The organism is Streptomyces sp. NPDC045998 (assembly GCF_056430285.1).
Window position 1 is genome coordinate 617,395 of record NZ_JBWKLJ010000001.1, and the last position, 25,474, is coordinate 642,868.

Sequence of the window (25,474 nt, forward strand, 5' to 3'; positions counted from 1 at the left end):
CCTCGGAACCTCCGCGCGTTCTCCCTTTCGACACCGCCGCGCCCCTTCGGCTCACTCGCCTTTGGTGCTCGGGGGAAGGGCGGAGGCGCGGCATGGCTTGCCCGAGGGTCACGGGCGAAGGGCGAGGGGAACGGCCCCGCGCCGCCTCGCGGGCACCGGGTACACGCCGGTTGCGCCGCCTCGCGGGCACGGGTACACGCCGGTCACGCTGGTTTCACGGCTCACGCCGCCGCGATCGCGCCGTCGATCGTCGGGAAGGCGAAGCGGAACCCCGACTCCAGGAGGCGGCCCGGCAGCACCCGCTGGCTGCCCAGGACGTCCGCCGCGAAGTCGCCGAGGGCGATCCGCAGCGCCGGGGCGGGGACGTGGAGGACGGCCGGGCGGCGCAGGACGCGGGACATCGCGGCGGCGACCTCGCGGTTGGTGACGGGGTCCGGGGCCGTCAGGTTCACCGGGCCGGAGAGGGACTCGGTGTCCAGGATGTGCCGCAGGGCCGCCACCTCGTCGTGCAGGGAGATGTAGCTCCAGTACTGCCGGCCCGAGCCCAGCCGTCCGCCGAGCCCCGCGCGGAACAGCGGGAAGAGGCGCCCCCACGCGCCGCCCTCGCGGGCGACGACCAGGCCGGTACGGGCGTAGGCGACGCGGATGCCCGCCTCCTCGGCCGCCGACGCGGCCTCCTCCCACTCGACGCAGACGGACGGCAGGAAACCGTCGCCCGCGGGCGCCGACTCGTCCACCGCGCGTGTGCCGGTGTCCCCGTAGTAGCCGAGCGCCGTACCGCACAGCAGGACCCGGGGCGGGGTGTCCAGGGAGGCGACGGCCTCCGCGATCGCCGCCGTACCGAGGACCCGGCTGTCACGGATCTCGCGCTTGTACGCCTCCGTCCAGCGCCGCTCGCCGACGCCCGCGCCCGCCAGGTGGACGACGGCGTCGCAGCCGACGAGGCCCGCGGCGTCGACGTACTGGCGCCGGGGGTCCCACTCCACCTCGTCGCCGGCGCGCGCCGGGCGCCGGACGAGGCGGACGACGTCGTGGCCGTCCGCGCGCAGGGAGCGGAGGAGGGCGGAGCCGATGAGGCCCGTGGAGCCGGTGATGGCGATACGCATGGGCACATCCTGCCCCGAGGGGGCCGCATGGCACAGTGACCGCCATGACCGACTCGTACGCGCGTACGCCCCCGCGCATCCGTACCGCCCGCCCGGCCGACGCCGGGCCGCTCGGCGAGCTGGACCGGGCCGTCTGGTCGCCGCTGCACGCCGTGGTGCCCAGGCCGCACCCGCCGTACGACCCCTTCTTCGACTCCCACCACCGCCCCGACGACTATCTGGTCGCCGAGGCGGACGACGGCCGCCTGGCCGGATACATACGGATCGTGCCGCCCACCCGCCTCGCCTGCAACGCGCACGTGCGGCAGATCCAGGGCCTCGCCGTCGCCGCCTGGGCGCGCGGCGCCGGGGTCGGCCGGGCGCTGCTGCGCGCGGCGTGCGACGAGGCGCGCCGCCAGGGCGCCACCCGCGTGACGCTGCGCGTCCTGGGCCACAACACGCCCGCGCGCCGGCTGTACGAGGCGGAGGGCTTCGCCGTCGAAGGGGTCCTGCCGGGCGAGTTCCACCTGGACGGGCGGTACGTCGACGACGTCCTCATGGGGCGCGCCCTGCTCAGCGGGGGCTGAACAGCCGCATCCCGCCGGTCAGCTCGCGCAGGCAGCGCGCCGCGAGCGCGGCCGCCTCCTGCGGGGGCGCGTCCGTCCCCGCCCACTCCTCCAGCGCCACCCTGATGGCGTCCGTCGCGGCGGCCGCCGCCAGCCGCACCTCCAGCGGGTCCGCGCCCTCGCCCGCCAGCGCGGCCAGCACCGGCCGCAGCCGCTGCTCCGACTCCTGGTTCGCGCGGTACCAGACCGCCCGCAGCGCCGGGTCCCCGGCGGCCGCCCGCAGCAGCCCGCGCGTCCAGCGCAGCCCCTCGGCCGCCGACCCGTCCGGTACGGACAGGGCCTCGGTGATCGACCGCTCCAGCGCCTCCCGCAGGGGTACGGCGCCGGGCTCGGCCGCCGCGAGGCGCGCGCGCCAGCGGTCGGCGCCGCCGGCGAGGAGCGGGGCGACGGCGTCCTGCTTGTTGCGGAAGTACCGGTAGAAGGTGCGCAGCGCGACCCCCGCCCGGTGGGCGATCTCCTCGGCCGTGGTGCCGTCCGGGCCGCGCTCGGCGAAGAGCTCCGCGGCCGCGCGGGCGATGTCCATCTGGGTCGCGGCCTTGCGGCGCTCGGTCAGCGAGGCGGGCTTGGTGCTCATCGGGGTTCAGCGTACGTCGGGGCGCCCCCACCGCCGGAGCCATGACGGCTGATGGCAAAACGTGCCACTGAGGCGTACCGTGACGCCATGGTGCAGCGCTATGAGAACCGACGCGTCCTCGTCACGGGCGCCGGCTCCGGCATCGGCCGGGCCACCGTCCACCGGATACTGGCCGAGGGCGGCCGGGTCTTCGCCGTGGACGTCGACGAGACCGGGCTGAAGGAGACGTACGCACAGGCCGCCGCGGCCTTCGCCGCGGACCGGCTCACCACCGCCCTCCTGGACGTCTCCGACGAAGCCGCCGTACGCGCCGGGGTCGCCGCCGCGACCGGGACGCTCGGCGGGCTGGACGTGCTCGTCAACGCCGCCGGGATCCTGCGCTCCGAGCACACCCACAAGACGACGCTCGACCTCTTCGAGCGGGTCATCGCGGTCAACCTCACGGGCACCTTCCTGGTGATCCGCGAGGCCCTCCCGACCCTGCTCGACGGCGACCGCCCGGTCGTCGTCAACTTCTCGTCCACCTCGGCGAGCTTCGCCCACCCCTACATGGCGGCGTACGCGGCCTCCAAGGGCGGCATCCAGTCGATGACCCACGCCATCGCGAGCGAGTACAGCAAGCAGGGCCTGCGCGCGGTGTGCGTCGCGCCCGGCTCCATCGCCTCCGGCATGACCACCGGTACCGGACCCGGCCTGCCCGAGGACGCCGACATGAGCCTCTTCGCCAAGCTGGCCCCGGCCATCGGGCAGGGCTTCGCCGGCCCGGAGACCGTCGCCGGGGTCGTCGCGATGCTCGGCTCCGAGGACGGGGCCTTCATCACCGGCACCGAGATCCGCATCGACGGCGGCACCCACTTCTGACCGCCGGACTCCTCGGTCACAGGCCGCCGAAGCGCTCCCAGAGCCGGGGGAACCGCTCCTCCAGCGCCGCGTCGTCGTCGAAGTCGAACGGCGTGCCCTCCGGCTCCGGCGGCTGGGGCGGGATGCCCAGGTCCGGCGCGACGGTCCCGGTCAACTGCTCGTACGCCTCGTCCGCCGCGTACCCCAGCTCCTCGCCGTCCCCGTCGATCTCCTCGTCGAACTCGTCGAGGAGCTCGGCGAGCGCGTCCGGGTCGTGCACCGCGCCCTCGAACACCTCCCGGCCCTGGCCGATCAGCCAGCAGCGGAAGTAGTCGAAGGCGTCGTCGCTCGCGCCGCCCAGCAGCACGGCGGCCGCGCCCCACAGGTCCCAGGTGTAGGCGCGGTTGTACCGCGCCTCGAAGTGCCGGGCGAAGTCCAGCACGGAGTCGGGGTCGAGCTGCAGCAGTCTCTCCACCAGCAGCTCGGCGTGGTCCTCGGGGTCGCCCTCGGCGGCCTCGCGCGTGGTGTCGATGATCTCCCAGAACTCCGTCTCGTCCATCACGGGACCAGCATCCTGGGTGGCGGACGGCGGCGCACGCCGAACGGCCGAAAGGAACGGCCGAAAAGAATCCGGACAGCAGGTGTCGCCTTTCGCTGTCACCGTCGTCGTATGACGAAGACGCAGCCGACCACGGCGCACCACAGCAACGACAAGCCGCTCGCCGGGAAGATCGCCCTCGTCGCGGGCGCCACGCGCGGCGCGGGCCGCGCCATCGCCGTCGCACTCGGCGCCGCGGGCGCCACCGTGTACGTCACCGGCCGCACCACCCGTACGAAGGTCAGCGAGGTCGGCCGGGCCGGCGAGACCATCGAGCAGACCGCCGAGCTGGTCACCGAGGCCGGGGGCGAGGGCATCGCCGTACCGACCGACCACCTCGTACCCGAAGAGGTCCGGGCGCTGGTCGCGCGCATCGACGAGGAGCGGAGCCGGCTCGACGTCCTGGTCAACAGCCTCTGGGGCGGCGACCACCTGCTGAAGTTCGGCGTCAAGATGTGGGACACGGACCTGCAGGACGGCCTGCGCATGCTGGACCTCGGCATCCGGAGCCACGCCATCACCAGCAGCTGCGCGCTGCCGCTGCTGATCCGGCACCCGGGCGCCCTGGTGGTCGAGATGACCGACGGAACGGCCGAGTACAACACCACCCGCTTCCGCGAGAACTTCTACTACGACCTCGCCAAGACCACCCCGATCCGTATGGCCTTCGCCCTCTCCGAGGACCTGAAGGACGTGGGCGGCACGGCCGTGGCGGTCACCCCGGGCTTCCTGCGCTCCGAGGAGATGCTCGACGCCTTCGGCGTACGCGAGGACAACTGGCGCGAGGGAACGGAGAAGGACCCGCACTTCGCCATCGCCGAGTCACCCGTCTACGTCGGCCGGGCGGTCGCCGCGCTCGCCGCCGACCCCGACCGCCACCGCTGGAACGGGCAGTCGCTCTCCAGCGGGCAGCTCGCCAAGGTGTACGGCTTCACCGACACGGACGGCTCGCGGCCCGACGCCTGGGGGTACTTCATCGACGTCGTCCACGGAGGGAAGCAGGCCACCGTCGACGACTACCGGTAGAGCTCGATCATCCGGGCCGCCGCCTCGGCGAACCGCGCCCGCAGCGAGACCGGCTCCAGCACCTCCGCCTCCGGGCCCAGCTGGAGGAGCTGGGAGTACGCCACCTCCTCCGACTCCACCCGGAGGGTGACCGTCACCCGGCCCTCCGCGTCCGGCGGACCGGCCGCCTCCAGCGCCTCGCGGGCGGCGGCCCGGTCCGTCACCCGCGGCAGCCACCGCGCCCCCGCCCCGCCGAGCCGGACCACCACCTCCGTGCGCAGCAGGGAGCGGGCGAACTCGGCCGCCCGCTCCTCCCAGAACCCCGGCAGGTCGAACCCCTCGTCCCGTACGAAGCGGTCGTCGCCGAGCGCCACGGCCGTGAACCGGTCCACCCGGTACACGCGGAAGGCGTCCTCGGCGCGGGCGCACAGGTACCAGACGCCCGCCTTGAGCACGAGCCCGTACGGCGCCAGCTCCCGCTCCACTTCGCCGTCCCGCCGCCGGTAGCGCGCCGAGACCAGCCGGTCGTCCCACACCGCCTCCGCGAGCGTCGGCAGCAGCTCCGGCGTCTCGGGCTCCTGGTACCAGCCCGGCGCGTCGAGGTGGAAGCGCTGCGCCGCCGAGACGGGCGCGTCCTTCAACGACGGCAGCAGCGCCGCCGACACCTTCAGCCGGGCCGCCGACGCCGCGTCGTCCAGCCCCATGTCCCGCAGCGCCCCCGGTACGCCCGAGAGGAACAGCGCCTCCGCCTCGCTGCGCGCCAGGCCCGTCAGCCGCGTCCGGTAGCCGCCGATCAGCCGGTAGCCACCCGCGCGGCCCCGGTCCGCGTACACGGGCACCCCGGCCTCCGAGAGCGCCAGCGCGTCCCGCGTGATCGTCCGCTCCGACACCTCCAGCTCGCGCGCGAGCTCGGCGGCCGTCATGACGGGGCGGGACTGGAGGAGCAGCACCATCTTGATCAGCCGGGCAGCGCGCATGGCCCCATCATGCAAGAAGCCCCCCGCCGGAGCGGGGGGCTTCTCGCACACGAGACCTACAGGCCGTAGCGCTCGCGGGCGTCCTTCACGACCGAGGCCGGGACCTCGCCGCGCTTGGCCAGCTGGGCCAGGGCCGCGACCACGATCGACGGGGCGTCCACGCCGAAGTGGCGGCGGGCGGCCTCACGCGTGTCCGACAGGCCGAAGCCGTCGGCGCCGAGCGAGCTGTAGTCCTGCTCGACCCACTGCGCGATCTGGTCCGGGACCTGGCGCATGTAGTCGGTGACCGCCAGCACCGGGCCGGGCGCGTCGGCCAGCGCCTGGCGGACGTACGGCACCCGCTCCTCGCCGCGCAGCAGCGCCGCGTCGGCCTCCAGCGCGTCGCGCCGCAGCTCGGACCACGAGGTCGCGGACCACACGTCGGCGGTCACGCCCCACTCGGCGGCGAGCAGCTCCTGCGCCTCCAGGGCCCAGTGGATCGCCGTGCCCGACGACAGCAGCTGGATGCGCGGCGCGTCGGCGGCGGGCGCGGTGCCCTCCTTGAACCGGTACAGGCCCTTGATGATGCCCTCGTCCACGCCCTCCGGCTTGGCGGGCTGCGGCATCGGCTCGTTGTAGACCGTCAGGTAGTAGAAGACGTTCTGGTCCTCGCCCGGCGCGGTCTCGCCGTACATCCGGCGCAGACCCTCCTTGACGATGACCGCGACCTCGTACGCGAACGCCGGGTCGTACGTCAGCGCTGCGGGGTTGGTCGCCGCGATGACGGGGGAGTGGCCGTCGGCGTGCTGCAGGCCCTCACCGGTCAGGGTGGTGCGGCCCGCCGTGGCGCCGACGAGGAAGCCGCGGCCGAGCTGGTCGCCGAGCTGCCACATCTGGTCGGCGGTCCGCTGCCAGCCGAACATCGAGTAGAAGATGTAGAACGGGATCATCGGCTCGCCGTGCGTGGAGTACGCGGTCGACGCGGCGATGAAGTCGGCCATCGAGCCGGCCTCGGTGATGCCCTCGTTGAGGATCTGGCCGTTCTTGGCCTCGCGGTAGTACATCAGCTGGTCGCGGTCGACCGGCTCGTACGTCTGCCCCTTCGGCGAGTAGATGCCGAGCGACGGGAACAGCGACTCCATACCGAAGGTGCGGGCCTCGTCCGGGACGATCGGGACCCAGCGCTTGCCGGTCTCCTTGTCGCGGATCAGGTCCTTCATCAGGCGGACGAACGCCATGGTCGTCGCGACCGACTGCGAGCCGGAGCCCTTGTCGAAGGCGGCGAACGCCTTGTCGGCCGGGGCCGGCAGCGGCGCGACCGGGTGGACGCGGCGGGCCGGGGCCGGGCCGCCGAGGGCCGCGCGGCGCTCCTGGAGGTAGCGGACCTCGGGGGAGTCGGCGCCGGGGTGGCCGTAGGGCACCTGGCCGTCGACGAAGGCGGAGTCCGGGATCGGCAGGCCCAGCAGGTCCCGCATGTCCTTGAACTCCTCCACCGAGAGCTTCTTCATCTGGTGGTTGGCGTTCTTGGACTCGAAGCCCTTGCCGAGGGTGAAGCCCTTCACCGTCTGGGCGAGGATCACGGTCGGCGCGCCCTTGTGGGAGAGCGCGGCCTTGTACGCGGCGAAGACCTTGCGGGACTCGTGGCCGCCGCGCGAGTGGTGGAAGCACTCGATGATCTTGTCGTCGGAGAGCAGCTTCGCCATCTCGACGAGCGCCGGCTCCTTGCCGAAGAAGTCCTCGCGGATGTAGGCCGCGTCACGCGTCTGGTACGTCTGGATCTGCGCGTCCGGTACCTCGCGCAGGCGGCGTACGAGCGCGCCCGTGGTGTCGAGCTGGAACAGCTCGTCCCAGGCGGTGCCCCACAGCGACTTCACGACGTTCCAGCCGGCGCCGCGGAACTGGGCCTCCAGCTCCTGCACGATCTTGAAGTTGGCGCGGACCGGGCCGTCGAGGCGCTGCAGGTTGCAGTTGATGACGAAGGTGAGGTTGTCGAGCTCCTCACGGGCGGCGAGCGCGAGGGCCGCCGTCGACTCGGGCTCGTCCATCTCGCCGTCACCGAGGAACGCCCACACGTGGGAGTTCGAGACGTCCTTGATGTTGCGGTTGGTCAGGTAGCGGTTGAACCGCGCCTGGTAGATCGCCGAGAGCGGGCCGAGGCCCATCGACACCGTCGGGAACTCCCACAGCCAGGGCAGGCGCCGCGGGTGCGGGTAGGACGGCAGACCGTTGCCGCCGGACTCCTGGCGGAAGTTGTCCAGGTGCTGCTCGGTGAGGCGGCCGTCGAGGAAGGCGCGGGCGTAGATGCCGGGCGACGCGTGGCCCTGGATGTAGAGCTGGTCGCCCGAGCCGTCGCCCTCCTTGCCGCGGAAGAAGTGGTTGAAGCCGGTCTCGTAGAGCCAGGCGGCGGAGGCGAAGGTGGCGATGTGGCCGCCGACGCCGTACTTCGCGCCGCGGGAGACCATGGCGGCCGCGTTCCAGCGGTTCCAGGCGGTGATCTTCGCTTCCATCGCCTCGTCGCCGTCGAAGCCGTACGCGGCCTCGGCGGCGGTCGGGATGGTGTTGACGTAGTCGGTTTCGAGCAGCTTGGGCAGCGCGAGACCGGCGCCCTCGGCGCGCTCCAGGGTGCGGCGCATCAGGTACGCGGCGCGGTGCGGCCCGGCGGCCTTGGCGACGGCGTCGAGGGACGCCTGCCACTCGGCGGTCTCCTCGGGGTCGCGGTCCGGCAGCTGGTCGAGCTCGCTCGGCTGGATGCGGTTCGGGTCGGTCGTCATAATCGCCGCCTTCCGGAGTCGAAGGGGTGTGGAGCCCTTGGTCTTGGCAGGACAGGGCGAGGTGGACCTCTGTTGAAGTCCGCGGACGACTGTACGACCGTGATCGATGATCGATCAAAGTGTTCGGGGAAAAATCTTTCCCAGAAGGGCAAAGTCGGCATCGGGTGCCACAAAAATGGGCACCCGGTGCCTTGTTTTCGCAGGTGGGCAGGGAGAATGAGCGCGCACGCCACCAAATGAGCGGGGGCGTGCGCGCCGGCGTGAAAGGGGGCGTGGGGAGGGGTGGTCAGGCCCTCGGAGCGCAGCCGAGGACGTGCTGCTTCACCAGGACCCCGATCTGGGGGTCCCGTCGGCGGAAGGCCTGGACGAGCTCGTCGTGCTCCTCCGCGTACGACTTCTGTACGGTCCCGAGCCAGCGGATCGACAACGCCGTGAAGACCTCGATGCCGAGCCCCTCCCAGGTGTGCAGCAGCACGCTGTTGTGCGCGGCGCGCACCAGCTCCCGGTGGAACGCCACCGTGTGCCGCACCTGGGCGGTCCCGTCGGCCCGCGCGTCCGCCTCGTAGAGGGCCGCCACATGGGGCTCCAGGGCCGAGCAGTCCTCGCCCAGGCGGTCGGCCGCCAGCTCGGCGGCGATCTGCTCCAGACCGGCGCGCACGGGGTAGCTCTCCTCCAGGTCCGCCGCCGTGAGGTTGCGTACCCGTACGCCCTTGTTGGGCGCCGACTCGATCAGCCGCAGGCTCTCCAGCTCGCGCAGCGCCTCGCGCACGGGCGTCTGACTGACCTCCAGCTCCGTGGCGATGCGCCGCTCGACGATGCGCTCACCCGGCTTCCAGCGGCCGCTGACGATGCCCTCCACGATGTGCTCGCGGATCTGGTCGCGCAGCGAGTGGACGACGGGCGGGGTCATGGGGGCTCCTTCGCGGCTGCGGCGGTCGATCGCCTGATCGCCATTATTCCGCCCGGTCAGGGCCGATGGCTGCCCCGGGGCGCGAGACACCTGTCACGCGACGGCACACGTGACGGCTCACGCAGCGGCTCACGCGACGACGGCGCCCCCGGCCGGAGAGTTCCGACCGGGGGCGCCGTCGTCATGTCCCGTACGCCGGGAGGGGCGGGCTACAGGCCGAGGTCGACCTCGAACTCGCCCGCTTCCAGGATGGCCTTGACGGCCGTCAGGTAGCGCGCGGCGTCGGCGCCGTCCACCAGGCGGTGGTCGTAGGAGAGCGACAGGTAGGTCATGTCGCGCACCGCGATGGTCTCGCCCAGGTCCGGGTGGTTGATGACCACCGGGCGCTTGACGGTGGCGCCGATGCCCAGGATGGCGACCTGGTTCGGCGGCACGATGACCGTGTCGAACAGCGCACCGCGCGAGCCGGTGTTGCTGATCGTGAAGGTGGCGCCGGACAGCTCGTCCGGGGTGATCTTGTTGCCGCGGACCTTGCCCGCGAGCTCGGCCGTGGCCTTGGAGATGCCCGCGATGTTCAGGTCGCCGGCGTTCTTGATGACCGGCGTCATCAGACCCTTCTCGGAGTCCACGGCGATGCCGATGTTCTCCGAGTCGAAGTACGTGATGGTGCCCTCGTCCTCGTTGATCCGCGCGTTGATGACCGGGTGGGCCTTCAGCGCCTGCGCGGCGGCCTTGACGAAGAACGGCATCGGGGACAGCTTGACGCCCTCGCGGGCGGCGAACGCGTCCTTGGCGCGGGCGCGCAGCTTCATCAGCTTGGTGATGTCGACCTCGACGACCGAGGTCAGCTGGGCCTGCGAGTGCAGCGCCTTCATCATGTTGTCGCCGATGACCTTGCGCATCCGGGTCATCTTGACCGTCTGACCGCGCAGCGGCGACGCCTCCAGCGCCAGCGCCTTGGCGGCCGGAGCGGCGGCGGCCGGAGCGGCCGCGGCGGGGGCCGGGGCAGCGGCGGCCTTGGCGGCCTCGGCGGCGGCCAGGACGTCCTGCTTGCGGATGCGGCCACCGACGCCGGTGCCCTTGACGGCCGACAGGTCGACGCCGTTCTCGGCGGCGAGCTTGCGGACCAGCGGGGTCACGTACGCGCCCTCGTCCGCCGGCTGTGCGGGCGCGGCGGGCGCGGCGGGCGCGGCGGCGGCCGGAGCCGGGGTGACCGGAGCCGGAGCCGGAGCCGGAGCGGCGGGCGCGGCGAGAGCCGGAGCAGCGGCCGGAGCCGGAGCCGGGGCGGCCGGGGCCTCCACGGCGGGGGCGGCGGCCGGAGCCGGAGCCTCCTGAGCCGGGGCGGGGGCGGCGGCCGGGGCCGGAGCCTCCTGGGCCGGGGCGGCCGCCGGAGCGGCACCCGCGGCGCCGATGACGGCCAGCTTGGCGCCGACCTCGGCGGTCTCGTCCTCGCCGACCACGATCTCCAGCAGCACACCGGAAGCCGGGGCCGGGATCTCGGTGTCGACCTTGTCCGTGGAGACCTCGAGCAGCGGCTCGTCCTCCGTGACCTCCTCGCCGACCTGCTTCAGCCAGCGGGTGACGGTGCCCTCGGTGACCGACTCGCCCAGCGCGGGCAGCACGACGTCGGTGCCCTCGGCGCCACCGGCCGGAGCGGCGGCGGGGGCCTCGGCAGCCGGAGCCGGGGTCTCGGCGGCGGGGGCCTGGGCGGCGGGGGCCTCGGCGGCCGGAGCCTCCGCGGCGGGGGCCTCCGCGGCGGGGGCCTCCGCGGCGGGGGCCTCGGCGGCGGCCGGGGCCGGAGCCTCGGCCGGGGCACCGGAGCCGTCGTCGATGATGGCCAGCTCGGCGCCGACCTCGACCGTCTCGTCCTCGGCGACCTTGATGGAGGCCAGGACGCCGGACGCGGGGGCGGGGATCTCGGTGTCGACCTTGTCGGTCGACACCTCGAGCAGCGGCTCGTCGGCCTCGACGCGCTCGCCCTCGGCCTTCAGCCAGCGGGTGACAGTGCCCTCGGTGACGCTCTCGCCGAGCGCCGGCAGGGTTACGGAAACCGACATGGTTTCAGTTGCTCCTAACGAATTGCGGTAAGTGGTCGTCGCGCCCGGACTGAGCGGATCAGTCGTGGGAGTGGAGGGGCTTGCCGGCCAGCGCCAGGTGAGCCTCGCCGAGCGCCTCGTTCTGCGTCGGGTGGGCGTGGATGAGCTGCGCGACCTCCGCCGGCAGCGCCTCCCAGTTGTAGATCAGCTGCGCTTCGCCGACCTGCTCGCCCATGCGGTCACCGACCATGTGGACGCCGACCACGGCACCGTCCTTGACCTGCACGAGCTTGATCTCGCCCGCGGTCTTGAGGATCTTGCTCTTGCCGTTGCCCGCGAGGTTGTACTTCAGAGCGACGACCTTGTCCGCGCCGTAGATCTCCTTGGCCTTGGCCTCGGTGATGCCCACGGAGGCGACCTCGGGGTGGCAGTACGTCACCCGCGGCACGCCGTCGTAGTCGATCGGAACCGGCTTCAGGCCGGCCAGCCGCTCCGCGACGAGGATGCCCTCGGCGAAGCCGACGTGCGCGAGCTGCAGGGTCGGGACGAGGTCGCCGACGGCGGAGATCGTGGGCACGTTGGTCTGCATGTACTCGTCGACGAGGACGTAGCCGCGGTCCATCGCGACGCCCTGCTCCTCGTACCCGAGGCCGGCGGAGACCGGGCCGCGGCCGATGGCGACGAGCAGCACCTCGGCCTCGAAGGTCTTGCCGTCCGCCAGGGTGACCTTGACGCCGTTGTCGGTGTACTCGGCGCTCTGGAAGAAGGTGCCGAGGTTGAACTTGATGCCGCGCTTGCGGAAGGCGCGCTCAAGAAGCTTCGAGCTGTTCTCGTCCTCGACCGGGACGAGGTGCTTCAGGCCCTCGATGACGGTGACGTCGGTGCCGAAGGACTTCCACGCCGAGGCGAACTCGACGCCGATGACGCCGCCGCCCAGGATGATCGCGGACTCCGGGACCCGGTCCAGCGTCAGCGCGTGGTCCGAGGAGATGATGCGGTTGCCGTCGATCTCCAGGCCCGGGAGGGACTTCGGTACGGAACCGGTGGCGAGGAGGACGTGGCGTCCCTCGACCCGCTGGCCGTTCACGTCGACGGAGGTGGGGGAGGAGAGCCGGCCCTCGCCCTCGATGTACGTCACCTTGCGGGAGGCGACCAGGCCCTGCAGGCCCTTGTACAGGCCCGCGATCACGTCGTCCTTGTACTTGTGGACGGCCTTGATGTCGATGCCCTCGAAGGTGGTGAGCACACCGAACTGGTCGGCCTCACGGGCCTGGTCCGCGATCTCACCGGCGTGGAGCAGGGCCTTCGTGGGAATGCATCCGTTGTGCAGGCAGGTGCCGCCGAGCTTGTTCTTCTCGATCAGTGCGACGTCCAGGCCCAGCTGCGCACCCCGCAGGGCCGCGGCGTAACCGCCACTGCCACCGCCGAGGATCACTAGGTCGAAAACGGTGCTGGCGTCGTTCGCCACGTCACGTCCTCCATGCATGTGCGCCGGTCGCCGGGCCCCCGGCCTCGGGGGATGACCGGCCTGTCGGCTGGTGTTCGGCCGCTGATTCTTCGGCCCTGTGGTGGGGGCCCTGTCCTGCCGAGAACCCATCTTCGCACTTGTTGCCGGAACAAGAGACGCCGGGCCAGGCTCTGAGACGGCGGATCGTCCACGCGCCCGGGCCGCCGACGCGTACGAACCTACGGATTCCGTCGCCCCGGAGCCGGGCCCGCCCCGACGGCGTACGACCCCGGAGTGAGCCTCCGGGGCCGCCTGCTCTACCTGGCGAGTGAGCCGAAGGAGCGCGCCGGCGTCGAAAGGGAGAACGCGCGGAGGGTCGCGAGGTACGAGCGACCCGAGCACGATCGACCGTCGACACCGGCTTAAGCGCTCCGGAGGCGAACCGAGCCCTTAAAAAATCAGCCCAGGTCGCCCGCGGCCACCCGCTCCGCGAGCTTCACCAGGGTGCGGACCGCCGAGCCGGTGCCGCCCTTGGGGGTGTAGCCGTAGGGGCCGCCCTCGTTGAAGGCGGGGCCCGCGATGTCGAGGTGGGCCCACGGGATGCCCTCGCCGACGAACTCCTTCAGGAACAGGCCGGCGACCAGGCCGCCGCCCATCCGCTCGCCCATGTTGGCGATGTCGGCGGTCGGGGAGTCCATGCCCTTGCGCAGCTCGGCGGGGAGCGGCATCGGCCAGGACTGCTCGCCCGCCTCCTCCGCGATCTCGTGGACCGCGGTGCGGAAGGCGTCGTCGTTGGCCATGATGCCGAAGGTGCGGTTGCCGAGCGCCAGCACCATCGCGCCGGTGAGCGTCGCGACGTCGACGATGGCGTCCGGGTTCTCCTCCGAGGCGCGGGTGAGCGCGTCGCCCAGCACGAGCCGGCCCTCGGCGTCGGTGTTGAGCACCTCCACCGTCTTGCCGCTGTACATGCGGAGCACGTCACCGGGGCGCAGGGCGGAGCCGGACGGCATGTTCTCGGCGAGCGCCAGCCAGCCGGTGATGTTCACCTCCAGGCCGAGGCGGGCGGCGGTGACGACCGCGGCGAACACCGCGGCGGCGCCGCTCATGTCGCACTTCATCGTCTCGTTGTGGCCCGCCGGCTTCAGGGAGATGCCGCCCGAGTCGTACGTGATGCCCTTGCCGACCAGCGCCAGCGTCTTCTCCGCCTTGGGGTGCGTGTAGGCGAGCTTCACCAGCCGGGGCGGGTTCGCGGAACCGGCGCCGACGCCGAGGATGCCGCCGTAGCCGCCCTTGGTGAGGGCGCGCTCGTCGAGCACCTGCACCTTGATGCCGTGTTCCTTGCCGGCCGCGGTGGCGATGGCGGCGAAGGCCTCGGGGGTGAGGTCGTTGGGCGGGGTGTTGATCAGGTCGCGGGCGCGGTTGAGCTCCTCGGTGAGCGCGACGGCGCGCTCCGCCGCCGCCTTGTACGCCTTGTCGCGGGGCTTCGCGCCCAGCAGCGCCACCTCGGCGAGGGGGCCCTTGGCGTCCTTGCCCTGCTCGCGGTACGCCGTGAAGGCGTACGCGCCCAGCAGCGCGCCCTCCGCGATGGCCTCGGCGTCCTCGACGGCCTCGATGGGCAGCGCGAAGGCGGCCTTCTTCGTACCGGCGAGGGCGCGGGCGGCGGTGCCGGCGGCGCGGCGCAGGGCCTCGGCGGAGTAGGTCTCGTCGTCCTTCTCGGGCGCCTGGCCGAGGCCGACGGCGAGCACGACCGGGGCCTTCAGGCCGGCCGGGGACGGCACCTTGGTCACCTCGCCGTCGGCGCCGGAGGCACCGAGGGTCTCCAGGACGTCGGCGAGCTTTCCGTCGAACGCCTGGTCGACGGCCTCGGCGCCGGGTGCGACGACGAGCCCCTTGCCGCCCTGCGGGCTCTTGGCGACGCCGACGACGAGGACGTCGGCGCGCAGTGTCGCCGCGCCGGCGGTGCTGAGAGTGAGAGCAGTCACGGTGGTGAAATCTCGCTTCCGTTTGAGTGGTCGGGCGGCGTGTGCGGCTGGCGTACGGCCATGGCACGGCCGAGATGCGGTCGAGGGGTGGGCCGACCTTGCCCGTCGCATCGTAATTCGGCCCGGGGAACGCCGGGACGAGCCTACGCGCGCGCTCCCGTCTCGCTCACGGCGGCGGCAATTCACTCATCCGTGGTGTCTCTTTCACGTTTGCCTCCCCATATGGGTGAGAGCTCGGTCACACTCTGCTCAATCGTGCAAGGGAGCGATCCGGCCCTTTGCATCATCTCCACAGATCCTCCGGGCGCCCCCACGCGCGCCGGCGGGTCCCGCGAGGGGGGAAAGACCATGCACGTCCACGGAATCCGCGCCGGGCGCACGGCGGCCGCGCTGCTCGCCGCGGTGCTGCTGACCGGCGCGCTCCTGGCGGCCGGCGCGGCGGCCGCGCCCACGCCCCGCATCGACCTCACGGTGCTCGTCGTGGACGACGGCGGCGGCGCGGTGGAGGCCCTCACCTCCGAACTGAAAGGTTCCGGCACGCCGTACCGCGCGGTCCGCCTCGGCGACCCGGGCCGCCCCGTCATCGACGCGGCCTTCCTCGCCGACACGGTCGACGGGCGCCCGCGCGCCAAGTACCAGGGCGTGGTGCTGCCCGACGAGGCGCCCCAGGGGCTGTCCGCGGCGGAGCGGGACGCGCTCGCCGCGTACGAGCGGACGTACGCGATCCCGCAGGTCGACGCGTACACCTGGGCCCACCCCGGCGTCGGCCTGGAGTACACGGACGACGGCGGCCGCTCCGGGGTGTTCGACGGCGTGGAGACCGCCCTCACCGCCGCCGGGAAGGCGGGGCCCTTCCAGTACCTCGACGGGCCGGTCGTCTTCGAGGACAACGACCCGGACGTCTCCGAGAGTTACGGGTACGCCGGACGCCCCCGCGCCGGATACACCAGCTACCTGGACGTGGCCACCGGCGACGGCGGCGGCCGGGCCAGCCTCCTCGGCGAATACGCCCACGACGGGCGGCGCGAGCTCGTCGTCACCTTCGCCTACAACCGGCACCAGCGGCAGTTCCGCGCCCTCGCCCGGGGCATCGTGGAATGGCTGACTCAGGGCGTACACCTCGGACAGAGCCGGAACTACTTTTCCGTCCATGTCGACGACGTCTTCGCCCCCGACGCCCGCTGGGACACCGTCCGCAACTGCACGCCCGGCGACTTCGACTGCCCGGGCGGCGACGGCGAGGGCACGCCGCCGATCCGCATGACCGCGGCCGACGCGCAGTACGCCGCCCAGTGGCAGCGGGCGAGCGGCCTCACCCTCGACATGGTCTACAACGCGGGCTCCGGCGAGGAGTGGAAGGCCGAGCACGGCGGCAGCGACCCGCTCACCGCCCAGCTCCTCGCGGACCGGGCGCAGTACCGCTGGGTCAACCACACCTACACGCACCCCTTCCTCGGCTGCGTCCAGGACACCTCCACCGTGCCGTGGCAGTGCGCCAAGGACGCGTACGGCAACACCCGCTGGACGAGCCGCGCCGAGATCGCCGCCCAGATCCGCGACAACCACACCTGGGCCGTGAACAAGGGCCTCGCCGTCGACCGCGCCGAGCTCGTCACCGGCGAGCACTCCGGCCTGAAGACCCTGCCGCAGCAGCTCACCGACAACCCGAACCTCGCCGGGGCGCTCTCCGACACCGGGGTCCGCTGGATCGCGAGCGACAACTCCCGAGAGCCCCGGCAGCGACCCGTGGGCGCCGCGAAGACCGTGCCCCGCCACCCGATGAACGTGTACTACAACGTCGGGACGGCGGAGGAGATGACCGACGAGTACAACTGGATCTACACCTCCGAGGAGGACGGCGGCAGCGGCGTCTGCGCCACCAACCCCGCCTCCACCTGCCTCGACGAGCCGCTCGACGTACGCACCGGGTACGCCGAGCACATCGTCCCGCAGGAGGCCCGCACCGCGCTGGGCCACGTCATGGCCAACGACCCGCGCCCGCACTACGTCCACCAGTCCAACCTCGCCGAGGAGCGGCTCCTCTACCCCGTCCTCGACAAGGTCCTCGCCGACCACCGCGCCCTGTTCGCGGAGAACACCCCGGTCGTCAACCCCCGCCACCGCGACATCGGTGCCGAACTGGCCCGCCGCGCCGCCTGGGACCAAGCCCTCGCGGACGGCAAGGTCACCGCGTACCGCATCGGCGCCACCGTCACCGTCAAGGCACCGGCCGGCGTGACCGCCCCGGTCACCGCGCCCGAGGGCACCCGCAAGCAGCAGCTGCTCGGTACGACGGCGTTCGGCACGCCCTACGCCGGGGCCCGCTCCGCCTGGACCGCTCCCGACACCTTCCAGACGGCGATCACCCTCACCCTGCCGACCGCCTGACCAGCGCCACCAGCACCGCCGGCGCCACCGCGCCACCAGCGCCTGACGAGCTCACTCCCGGGGGGGAACCGAATGCCGACCACAGGCCGCCATGTCACCATGCTCACCGAAGGCACCTATCCGCACGTCCACGGCGGCGTCAGCACCTGGTGCGACCAGCTCGTCCGCGGCATGCCCGAGGTCGACTTCCAGATCCTCGCCCTCACCGGCAGCGGCCGCGAGCCCGTCACCTGGGAGCTCCCGCCCAACGTCTACCGCCACACCGCCTTCCCGCTGTGGGGCCCGGCGCCGGGGCGCGGGCGGCCCCTGATCGGGCGGGCGCGGCGCCGCTTCACCGACACCTACGAGCGCTTCCTGCTCTCGATACTCGACCCGTCCGCCGGCTGCGACTTCGGCGAGGGCCTGTACGCCCTGGCCGCGCTCGCCCGCCGCGGACGGCTCTCCTCGGCCCTGCGCTCCGAGTCGGTGCTGCGGTCGCTGATGTGGATATGGACCATGCCGCACCTGCGGACCGCCGCCGCCCGCCCCACCGTCCACGACGCCCTGACCGCCACCGACCTCCTCGAACACGCGCTGCGGCCGCTCGCCGCCCGCATCCCCGCCGACAGCGTCGCCCACGCCGTCTCCAGCGGTCTCGCCACCCTTCCCGCCCTCGCCGCCCAGCACCTCGACGGCGTACCGTTTCTCCTCACCGAGCACGGCATCTACCTCCGCGAGCGCTACCTCGGCTACCGCACCGAGGCCCAGCGCTGGCCCGTCAAGGCGCTGATGCTCGGCTTCTACCGGGAGCTCAACTCCCTCGGCTACCGCAAGGCCGACCTCATCACGCCCTGCAACCAGTACAACCGGCGCTGGGAGGAGCGAGGCGGCGCCCCCGCCGACCGCATCCGCACCGTCTACAACGGCGTCGACCCGCACGCCTTCCCGCTCGCCGGCCCCGAGCCCGCCGTGCCCACCCTCAGCTGGTGCGGCCGCGTCGATCCCATCAAGGACCTGGAGACCCTGATCCGGGCGTACGCCATCGCCCGCGCGGAACTGCCCGAGCTGCGGCTGCGGTTGTTCGGGCCCGTCCCGGCCGGGAACGAGGACTACCGCACCCGGCTGGAGAAGCTCGCCGCCGAACTGGGCGTCACGGACGGCATCGTGTACGAGGGCCGGATCTCCGACGTGGCGTCGGCCTACGCGGCGGGCAGCGTGGTGATGCTCTCCTCCATCAGCGAAGGGTTCCCCTTCTCGCTCATCGAGGCCATGTCCTGCGGCCGGGCCACCGTCTCCACCGACGTGGGCGGGGTACGCGAGGCCGTCGGCGACACCGGCCTCGTCGTCCCGCCGCGCGAACCGGCGGTCATGGCCGAGGCCGTGCTCACGCTGCTGCGCGACGGGGAGCGGCGCGCCGAGCTCGGGCGCAGGGCCCGGCAGCGGGTCGTCGACCGGTTCACGCTGCACCGCTCCGTCGACGGCTTCCGCCGCATCTACCGGGAGCTCGCCGGGGTCCCGGAGGCTCCCGCGGCGGAGCCCGACGACTGGACCCTCCAGCTCCGCATCCCGGACCCTTGGTACCGCGAGCTCGATCGGACGATGTGAATGAGCGGCTCCCTCTGGCTCACCCCGCCCGCCCCCGGCGCCACCGGCACCCTTCCGGCGATCCCGCGCCCCCGCCCCAGCTGGGCCGCGCCCGATCCGCTCGACGAGCTCGCCCACCGCCTGGAGGACTTGATAGCGGCCGCCGTCCACCCCGACGAGATAGCCGCCATCCTCGAATCCGACGGCATGACGGACGACCACATACGGCTCACCTACGGCCGCCCCGACTCCTTCGCCCTCGCCGAGGACCTCTACGCGCGCGTGGAGCGCCGCTTCCCCGAACCCGACGGCCCGCCCACCGATCCTTGGCACACCGGCCTCGGCGGCTGCCTCCTGCGCGGTCTGGTCTTCGCCCTGCCCGGTCTCGCGTACGTCCTCGGCGCGCCCCTCCTCGCGGGCCCGCCCGGCGCACTGGGCCTGCCCGCCGGAACGGTTCCGCTGCTCGCCGGGGCCGTCACCGGCTGGGTCTGGAACCAGGCCCTCTCCCACCGCGCCTACTCCTGGCTCGGCCTCGGCGACCGCCAGGCCGCCGCCCGTACCCTGCTCACCGGCGCCCCGGCCGGAGCCCTCGCGGGCGCGGTCGTCGCCGTCGCCGCGACCGGGCCGGGGGAGTGGGGCGCCGCCGCCTTCGCGGCCGGACAGTCGCTGTACCTGGCCGCCGCGACCGTCCTGCTGGTCCTCGACCGCGAGAAGGCCCTGCTGGGCGCGCTGCTGCCGCTGGCGGCGGGCGCCCCCGCCGCGTTCTGGTACGACCCGCCGCTCGCCGTGCGCACCGCCCTGCTGCTCGCCTCGCTCGTCGCGGCCGTGGCGCTCGCGCTGCGGGTGCTCCTGCCGCTCGCCGCACCCGGCGTGCCCGGGAGGGCCGCGCCCCGGCTCGCCGCGTCGCTGCCGTACGGCCTCTTCGGGCTCGGCACCGGCGGGCTCGTGCTGTACGCCGCGCTCGGCGACGTCCTCGCCGACGGGCCCGGCGCGGCGGTGGCGGCGCCCTCCGCCGTGGCGCTCACCCTCTCGATGGGCCCCGCCGAATGGCTGCTGCACCGCTTCCGCAGCGAGAGCCTCGCCGGACTGCGGGCCAGCACCAGCGCCCGCGCCTTCCGCCGCACCACCGCGACCACGCTGGCGCTGTGCCTCACCGCGTACCTCACCGTCCTGCTGGCCCTCGCCGCCGGCGGAACGCTGCTGTGGCCGGGCGCGCCCGCCCTGGACGGGCTCCGGCTGGTGTCGCTGCTGCTCATCGGGACCGTCCTGTGGGCAGCCCTGCTGCTGCAGTCCTTCGGCGCGGCGCTCAGCGCGGCGCTGGTGTGCGTGGCGGCGACCGGCGCCCAGACGGTGTCCCTGGCGACGGGCGCGGGCGACCCGCAGGCGGCCGGCGCGGTCGTCACCGGGGCCGCGGCCGCGGTACTGGCCGCCCTCGGCTGGGTACTGCTCGGACGGGCGACCACCCACCGCACCTGAAGCACGCGCACCTGAAGCGCCCGCACCTGAAGCACGCAAAGGAAACGCCCGTGGACCTCCTGGTGCCCTACTACGAGCACCCCGCCGACCGCCCCGCCGAGTGGGACGCCATCATCGCGGCCGCGCCGCTCCTCTACGGCGTCGTGCTCAACCCCGCGAGCGGCGCGGGCCCGGCCCCCGACCCCGCCTTCGTGACCGTCGCCGACCGGCTGCGCGCGGCCGGGGTGTGCGTGCTCGGCTACACCGACACCGACTACGGCCGCCGCCCCCACGCCGACGTCCTCACCGACCTGGTCCGCCACCGCGACTGGTACGGCGCCGACGGCGCCTTCCTCGACCAGGTCCCCACCGATCCGCACCTCGCCCCGCACTACCGGCGCCTGGGCGTGGCCGCCCGCGCGGCCGGCGCCGCCACCCTCGTCCTCAACCACGGGGCGCACCCCCACCCCGCGTACGCCGAACTGGCCGACCTGCTCGTCACCTTCGAGGGCCCCTGGGACGCCTACCGCGTCCTCGACCTCCCGGTCGCCGACCACTACTGCCACCTCGTCTACGCCGCCCCGCCCGACGCCGACGCCCGCGTCACCACGCGCGTCCGGTGCGCCGTCCCGGGCGCCGGCGCCCACCCCTGGGGCACGCTGCCGCACGTCCTGGCCGGCGGCGGGAGGCGCGCGTGATGCGCCGCGCCCTGCTGTTCGTCGCCGCGCTGCTGCTGCTCGCGACGGGGTGTACGAGCCCCTCCGACCCGGCGCCACCCACACCGCACGAGGGGCGGCGCTGGCAGCCGGCCCCCGGGCAGCCCTGGCAGTGGCAGCTCAGCGGCCGCCTCGACCCGGCCGTCGACGTACCCGTGTACGACATCGACGGCTTCGACCACCCCCGCGCCACGGTCGACGACCTGCACCGGCGCGGCCGCAAGGTGATCTGCTACCTCTCCACCGGCGCCTGGGAGGACTGGCGGCCCGACGCCGCGAGGTTCCCCCAGGAGGTCATCGGGCGCGACAACGGCTGGAAGGGCGAGCGCTGGCTCGACATCCGCCGCACCGACGTCCTCGAACCGCTGATGGCCGCCCGCCTCGACATGTGCCGGACCAAGGGCTTCGACGCCGTGGAGCCCGACAACATGGACGGGTACGCCAACGAGACCGGATTCCCGCTCACCGCCGCCGACCAGCTGCGCTACAACCGCCTCATCGCCCGTCTCGCCCATGAGCGCGGTCTCGCCGTCGGCCTGAAAAACGACCTGGACCAGATCCCCGATCTGGTCCAGGACTTCGACTTCGCGGTCAATGAACAGTGCGCGCAGTTCCGCGAATGCGAGCGCCTGCGCCCCTTTCTGACGGCGGGCAAGGCCGTCTTCCACGTGGAGTACGAGCTCCCGACCCGGGCGTTCTGCCCGCAGGCCGAACGGCTGCGGACGAGCTCGATACTGAAGCGGTACGAGCTCGACGCCTGGCGAGAGCCCTGCTGAGCGGTCCCGTCAGGCCGGGGTGACGTTCTCCGCCTGCGGGCCCTTCGGCCCCTGCGTGACGTCGAACTGCACCTTCTGGCCCTCGTTGAGCTCGCGGTACCCCGTGCTGGCGATGGCCGAGTAGTGGACGAACACGTCGGGACCGCCGCCGTCCTGCTCGATGAAGCCGAAGCCCTTTTCCGCGTTGAACCACTTCACAGTGCCGGTTGCCATGATCATTCTCCTTCTTCCTCGATCCTCGACTACCAGGCTCCCGCGTGGCTCAAACACCCCTTAGGCCAATGTCAGCACCACCAGCACCACCGTCGCCGCCGTCTCCGCCACCGCCCCGAAGACATCCCCCGTCACCCCGCCGAACCGCCGCACACAGCGCCGCAGCAGCGCCTCCGCCACCACCAGGGCCAGCAGCCCCGCCAGTACGTGGCGCAGGGCGTCGTACGGCCCGAACAGCGCCCCGGCCCCGGCGGCCGCGCACCCCACCAGCGCCCCCACGCCCAGCGCGGCCCGCCCCGGCACCGTCCCCGCCACCACCGCGCCCAGCCCCTCGGGCCGGGCCGCCGGGACGGAGGCGCGCGAGGCGAGGGTGAGCGCGGCCCGGGCGACCGTGCCGCCCAGGGCCGCCGCGACCGCGCCGTACGCCCAGCCCTCCCCGTACAGCTCGTACAGCGCGGCCACCTGGGCGAGCAGGACGAAGAGCAGCGTGATGACGCCGAAGGGACCGATGTCCGACTGCTTCATGATCCGCAGCGCGTCCTCGGCGGGCTTCCCGCTGCCGAGCCCGTCCGCCGTGTCCGCGAGCCCGTCCAGGTGCAGGCCCCGCGTCAGCACGGCGGGAACGGCCGCCGAGGCGACCGCGGCGAGCAGCGGCCCCGCGCCGAGCAGCAGGGCCGCCGCCCCGGCCGCCGCCGCGCACAGGCCCACCACCAGCCCCGCCAGCGGCGCGGCGAGCATTCCGGCGCGGGCCGCCTCGCGGTCCCAGCGGGAGACGTGGACGGGCAGCACGGTGAGGGTGCCGAAGGCGAAACGTATGCCGTCGAGGCGTGTACGGGTGCGGGGCATGGTCACCGGGCGCAGGGTAGTCGCTAGGAGGCGCGATCATGGAGGGAGCGGGATGGGTCACTGGTTCTACCGCAACATCGTCGAGCCGGGGAAGCTGCCCCTGCTCCTCGCCCTGTCGTCCTTCGTCCTGACCTTCCTGCTCACCCGGGTGGTCACCCGGCTGATCCGGGCCGGCAAGGGGCCCTTCCGCAACGTCACCCCGGGCGGGCTGCACATCCACCACGTGATTCCGGGGGTCGTGCTCACCCTGATCGGTGGTTTCGGGGCGGTCGCCGTCGACCGGCGCGGCGTCGCCTCCATCGTCTGCGCGGTGCTCCTCGGCATCGGCGCGGGTTTGGTCCTCGACGAGTTCGCGCTCATCGTCCACCTGGACGACGTCTACTGGACCGAGGAGGGCCGCAAGAGCGTGGAGGTCGTGGTCCTCACCACCGCGCTGCTCCTGCTCGTCCTGCTCGGCTTCTCACCGCTCGGCGTGGACGAGGTGACCCCCGAGGAGCGGCAGAGCCGCAGCAGCCTCCTGATCAACTTCGGGCTCAACTTCCTCTTCGTGCTGGTGACCCTCTTCAAGGGGAAGTTCCGGATGGCGATCATCGGCCTGTTCGTGCTGCCGATCGCGATCTTCGGCGCCCTCCGGCTGGCCCGCCCCGACTCCCTGTGGGCCCGCCGCCTCTACCGCCGCAGGCCCCGCGCCCGCGCCAGGGCGGGGCTGCGCGCGTACCACCACGACCGCCGCTGGAACGCCGTCAGGCACCGCTTCCAGGACCTGATCGCCGGAGCGCCCGACCGCGTCCAGCAACTGCGCCGCCCGGGCGGCGACCGGCGGCGCTGAGCGCGAGGACCTCCCGAACCGCGCACGCCACGAGCACCGCCGCGATCGCGGCCAGGTGTTCCTTGCCCGCGAGGTTGTTCTTGAAGACCACCTCGACGATCATCGCCAGCACGACCAGGCCGCCGGTGAGCCAGGCCCGGTACCCCCAGCACACGACGACCGCCAGGCCGACGACCGCCGCCGACGGGCCCGTGTCGACGACGTGCGCGTCCGACGCCGGCAGCCCGAGCCCCAGCGGCGCGTCCGGCCCGAGCGCGATGCCGATCCGCGCGTAGAGCGTCCCGGCCAGCGTCGCGGCGTACGCGACGAGCAGCGTGCGCGCCCGCCCCAGGCAGATCTCGGCGATGCCGAACACCAGCAGCACCTGCGCCAGCGCGCCCCACACCGGCAGGTGCAGCGCCGGTACGAAGAGGGAGAGGGGCGTGCGCAGCAGCGCGAGCCACAGCGGGTCCTCGGCCCGGACCGAGCCGATGCCCTGGATGAGGCCGTAGCCCCAGGACTGGTTTTGGACAAGCTGGAAGAGGCCGGTCAGCGTGACCGCGCACAGCGTCAGCGGGACCGCCCGCCATCCGCGGGTGACGAGCCCCGCGCGTACCGCCGCGTACAGGGACCCCCACTCATGGCGCAGCGCACGGCGGACGAACGGCATGGGGACTCCAGGGGGTGGTCGGCACGGCGTCGAGCAGTCGAGCAGGCGGGCAGTCGAGCGGTCGGGCACGTGCGAAGACCGGCGCGGCGGCCGGGAAGTTGTCCGGCCGCCGCGTGATCCCCATCTCTCCGCCCCTGGGGGGGCGGTACCGCTCAGCTCTTCCGCTCCGGCAGCTCCGCCGCCAGCGCCGCGGCCGCCTGGACCAGCGGCAGCGCGAGCAGCGCCCCGGTGCCCTCGCCGACGGTCACGCCGTGGTCCAGCAGCGGATTGAGCGCCATCCGGTCCAGCGCCTTGCCCTGCGCCGGCTCGCCGCTCACCTGGCCCGCCAGCCACCAGTCCGGCGCCCGGAACGCCGCCCGCTGCGCGACCAGCGCGCACGCCGCCGACACCACGCCGTCCAGGATCACCGGCATCCGGCGGACCGCGCTCTGCAGGAGGAAGCCCGTCATCGCGGCGAGGTCAGCGCCGCCGACCGCCGCCAGGAGCTCCAGCTGGTCGCCCAGCACCGGGCGCGCCCGGCGCAGCGCGTCGCGGACCGCCGCGCACTTGCGCATCCACGCCAGGTCGTCGATCCCGGCGCCGCCCCGGCCGGTCACGACGGAGGCGTCCGTGCCGCACAGGGCGGCGATGAGCGTGCTCGCGGGCGTGGTGCCGCCCACGCTGAGGTCGCCCAGCACCACCAGGTCCGTGCCCGAGTCGGCCTCCTCGTCGGCGATGGCCATGCCGAGGCGTACCGCCTGCTCGGCCTCCTCCGGCGTCAGCGCGTCCTCGATGTCGATCCGGCCGCTGCCGCGCCGCACCCGGTGGCGTACGACGTCCTCGGGGAGCAGCTCCGGGTCGCAGTCCAGGCCCGCGTCGACGACCCGCACCGGGACGTCCATCCGCCGCGCGAGCACCGCCACCGGGCTCGCCCCGTCCAGCACGGCGCGCACCAGCGCGTGCGCGCCGCCCGCGGGCCGGCCCGACACGTCGAGGCCGGCCACTCCGTGATCCCCGGCGAACAGCACCACGCGCGGCCGGTCGATCGGCCGCACCGGGACGGCCCCCTGGGCGGCCGACAGCCATTCGCCCAGCTCGTCGAGGCGGCCCAGCCGGCCGGGCGGGACGGCGAGGCGCTCCCGGCGTTCCTCGGCGTCACGCCGCGTGGCGCTGTCGGGGCGCTCGATCAGTTCGGAGAAGTCGTCGAGATTCAGCCTGCTCATTCGCTGA

22 protein-coding genes are annotated in these 25,474 nt (G+C 73.4%); 9 read left to right on the top strand and 13 right to left on the bottom strand.

The annotated features are described in order from the left end of the window. Nucleotides 1-221 precede the first annotated feature (221 nt). Nucleotides 222-1,106: a TIGR01777 family oxidoreductase gene (locus tag AC07FJ_RS02775; protein ID WP_479044544.1), complete on the bottom strand. Its 885-nt coding sequence runs from the start codon at nt 1,104-1,106 to the stop codon at nt 222-224. A 44-nt stretch (nt 1,107-1,150) separates the two neighbouring features. Between AC07FJ_RS02775 and AC07FJ_RS02780 the strand changes: the two genes are divergently transcribed. After that, nucleotides 1,151-1,672 carry an N-acetyltransferase family protein gene (locus tag AC07FJ_RS02780; RefSeq protein ID WP_479044546.1) on the top strand — a complete coding sequence of 174 codons (522 nt, stop codon included), beginning with the start codon at nt 1,151-1,153 and terminating at the stop codon, nt 1,670-1,672. Here the strand turns inward: AC07FJ_RS02780 and AC07FJ_RS02785 are convergent. Next, a complete protein-coding gene (locus AC07FJ_RS02785) occupies nt 1,659-2,285 on the bottom strand; it encodes a TetR family transcriptional regulator (protein WP_479044548.1) in 627 nt (208 codons plus the stop codon). The two genes, AC07FJ_RS02780 and AC07FJ_RS02785, sit on opposite strands and share 14 nt — an antisense overlap. Before the next feature lie 87 nt (nt 2,286-2,372). Here AC07FJ_RS02785 and AC07FJ_RS02790 point away from each other — a divergent pair, with 87 nt between their 5' ends. After that, complete coding sequence (locus tag AC07FJ_RS02790) at nt 2,373-3,146, top strand: SDR family NAD(P)-dependent oxidoreductase (RefSeq protein ID WP_479044550.1); 774 nt, start codon at nt 2,373-2,375, stop codon at nt 3,144-3,146. A 16-nt stretch (nt 3,147-3,162) separates the two neighbouring features. Here the strand turns inward: AC07FJ_RS02790 and AC07FJ_RS02795 are convergent, their stop codons facing one another. After that, a complete protein-coding gene (locus AC07FJ_RS02795) occupies nt 3,163-3,684 on the bottom strand; it encodes a DUF4240 domain-containing protein (protein ID WP_468295924.1) in 522 nt (173 codons plus the stop codon). A gap of 111 nt (nt 3,685-3,795) precedes the next feature. Here AC07FJ_RS02795 and AC07FJ_RS02800 point away from each other — a divergent pair, with 111 nt between their 5' ends. Beyond that, nucleotides 3,796-4,749 (top strand): SDR family oxidoreductase, encoded by a 954-nt coding sequence (locus tag AC07FJ_RS02800; protein ID WP_479044552.1) that lies wholly within the window; start codon nt 3,796-3,798, stop codon nt 4,747-4,749. Here the strand turns inward: AC07FJ_RS02800 and AC07FJ_RS02805 are convergent. The 6 genes from AC07FJ_RS02805 to AC07FJ_RS02830 form a co-directional block, all read right to left on the bottom strand. Further along, a complete protein-coding gene (locus AC07FJ_RS02805) occupies nt 4,740-5,705 on the bottom strand; it encodes a helix-turn-helix transcriptional regulator (RefSeq protein WP_479044553.1) in 966 nt (321 codons plus the stop codon). The genes AC07FJ_RS02800 and AC07FJ_RS02805 overlap by 10 nt on opposite strands. A gap of 56 nt (nt 5,706-5,761) precedes the next feature. Then, on the bottom strand, nt 5,762-8,455 hold the full coding sequence (gene aceE, locus AC07FJ_RS02810; protein WP_361414371.1) for a pyruvate dehydrogenase (acetyl-transferring), homodimeric type: 2,694 nt from the start codon (nt 8,453-8,455) through the stop codon (nt 5,762-5,764). 286 nt (nt 8,456-8,741) lie between these two features. After that, nucleotides 8,742-9,365 (bottom strand): GntR family transcriptional regulator, encoded by a 624-nt coding sequence (locus AC07FJ_RS02815; RefSeq protein WP_479044556.1) that lies wholly within the window; start codon nt 9,363-9,365, stop codon nt 8,742-8,744. Nucleotides 9,366-9,574: 209 nt separating this feature from the next. Next, nucleotides 9,575-11,422: a 2-oxoglutarate dehydrogenase, E2 component, dihydrolipoamide succinyltransferase gene (sucB, locus tag AC07FJ_RS02820; RefSeq protein WP_479044558.1), complete on the bottom strand. Its 1,848-nt coding sequence runs from the start codon at nt 11,420-11,422 to the stop codon at nt 9,575-9,577. A 58-nt stretch (nt 11,423-11,480) separates the two neighbouring features. Then, a complete protein-coding gene (lpdA, locus tag AC07FJ_RS02825) occupies nt 11,481-12,869 on the bottom strand; it encodes a dihydrolipoyl dehydrogenase (protein WP_361414375.1) in 1,389 nt (462 codons plus the stop codon). Between the two features lie 437 nt (nt 12,870-13,306). Next, nucleotides 13,307-14,830 (bottom strand): leucyl aminopeptidase, encoded by a 1,524-nt coding sequence (locus AC07FJ_RS02830; RefSeq protein WP_479044561.1) that lies wholly within the window; start codon nt 14,828-14,830, stop codon nt 13,307-13,309. A 348-nt stretch (nt 14,831-15,178) separates the two neighbouring features. On the opposite strand from AC07FJ_RS02830, the gene AC07FJ_RS02835 reads away from it, so the two are divergent. The 5 genes from AC07FJ_RS02835 to AC07FJ_RS02855 all read left to right on the top strand — a co-directional run bounded on the left by AC07FJ_RS02835 (nt 15,179) and on the right by AC07FJ_RS02855 (nt 21,728). After that, nucleotides 15,179-17,218: a hypothetical protein gene (locus AC07FJ_RS02835; RefSeq protein WP_479044563.1), complete on the top strand. Its 2,040-nt coding sequence runs from the start codon at nt 15,179-15,181 to the stop codon at nt 17,216-17,218. A 72-nt stretch (nt 17,219-17,290) separates the two neighbouring features. After that, a complete protein-coding gene (gene pelF / locus AC07FJ_RS02840; protein WP_479044565.1) occupies nt 17,291-18,802 on the top strand; it encodes a GT4 family glycosyltransferase PelF in 1,512 nt (503 codons plus the stop codon). After that, entirely contained in the window at nt 18,803-20,257 is a 1,455-nt protein-coding gene (locus tag AC07FJ_RS02845; RefSeq protein WP_479044567.1) for a hypothetical protein, read from the top strand. 50 nt (nt 20,258-20,307) lie between these two features. After that, the gene (locus AC07FJ_RS02850; protein ID WP_479044569.1) at nt 20,308-20,934 is read left to right on the top strand and encodes a spherulation-specific family 4 protein; all 627 of its coding nucleotides are present in this window, start codon (nt 20,308-20,310) and stop codon (nt 20,932-20,934) included. Beyond that, nucleotides 20,934-21,728 (top strand): endo alpha-1,4 polygalactosaminidase, encoded by a 795-nt coding sequence (locus tag AC07FJ_RS02855; protein ID WP_479045266.1) that lies wholly within the window; start codon nt 20,934-20,936, stop codon nt 21,726-21,728. Before AC07FJ_RS02850 ends, AC07FJ_RS02855 begins: the two co-directional genes overlap by 1 nt. Before the next feature lie 9 nt (nt 21,729-21,737). Here the strand turns inward: AC07FJ_RS02855 and AC07FJ_RS02860 are convergent, their stop codons facing one another. After that, complete coding sequence (locus AC07FJ_RS02860) at nt 21,738-21,941, bottom strand: cold-shock protein (RefSeq protein WP_165260076.1); 204 nt, start codon at nt 21,939-21,941, stop codon at nt 21,738-21,740. A 60-nt stretch (nt 21,942-22,001) separates the two neighbouring features. Further along, nucleotides 22,002-22,787, bottom strand: coding sequence for an adenosylcobinamide-GDP ribazoletransferase (gene cobS, locus AC07FJ_RS02865; protein ID WP_479045268.1), 786 nt, complete (start codon nt 22,785-22,787; stop codon nt 22,002-22,004). A 52-nt stretch (nt 22,788-22,839) separates the two neighbouring features. Here cobS and AC07FJ_RS02870 point away from each other — a divergent pair, with 52 nt between their 5' ends. Further along, nucleotides 22,840-23,616, top strand: a complete 777-nt coding sequence (locus AC07FJ_RS02870; protein WP_479044572.1) for a hypothetical protein — start codon at nt 22,840-22,842, stop codon at nt 23,614-23,616. Here AC07FJ_RS02870 and AC07FJ_RS02875 read toward each other — a convergent pair. Then, nucleotides 23,531-24,265 (bottom strand): hypothetical protein, encoded by a 735-nt coding sequence (locus AC07FJ_RS02875; protein WP_479044573.1) that lies wholly within the window; start codon nt 24,263-24,265, stop codon nt 23,531-23,533. The genes AC07FJ_RS02870 and AC07FJ_RS02875 overlap by 86 nt on opposite strands. Before the next feature lie 152 nt (nt 24,266-24,417). Continuing rightward, nucleotides 24,418-25,467 carry a nicotinate-nucleotide--dimethylbenzimidazole phosphoribosyltransferase gene (gene cobT / locus AC07FJ_RS02880; RefSeq protein WP_479044575.1) on the bottom strand — a complete coding sequence of 350 codons (1,050 nt, stop codon included), beginning with the start codon at nt 25,465-25,467 and terminating at the stop codon, nt 24,418-24,420. Between the last annotated feature and the right edge of the window lie 7 nt (nt 25,468-25,474).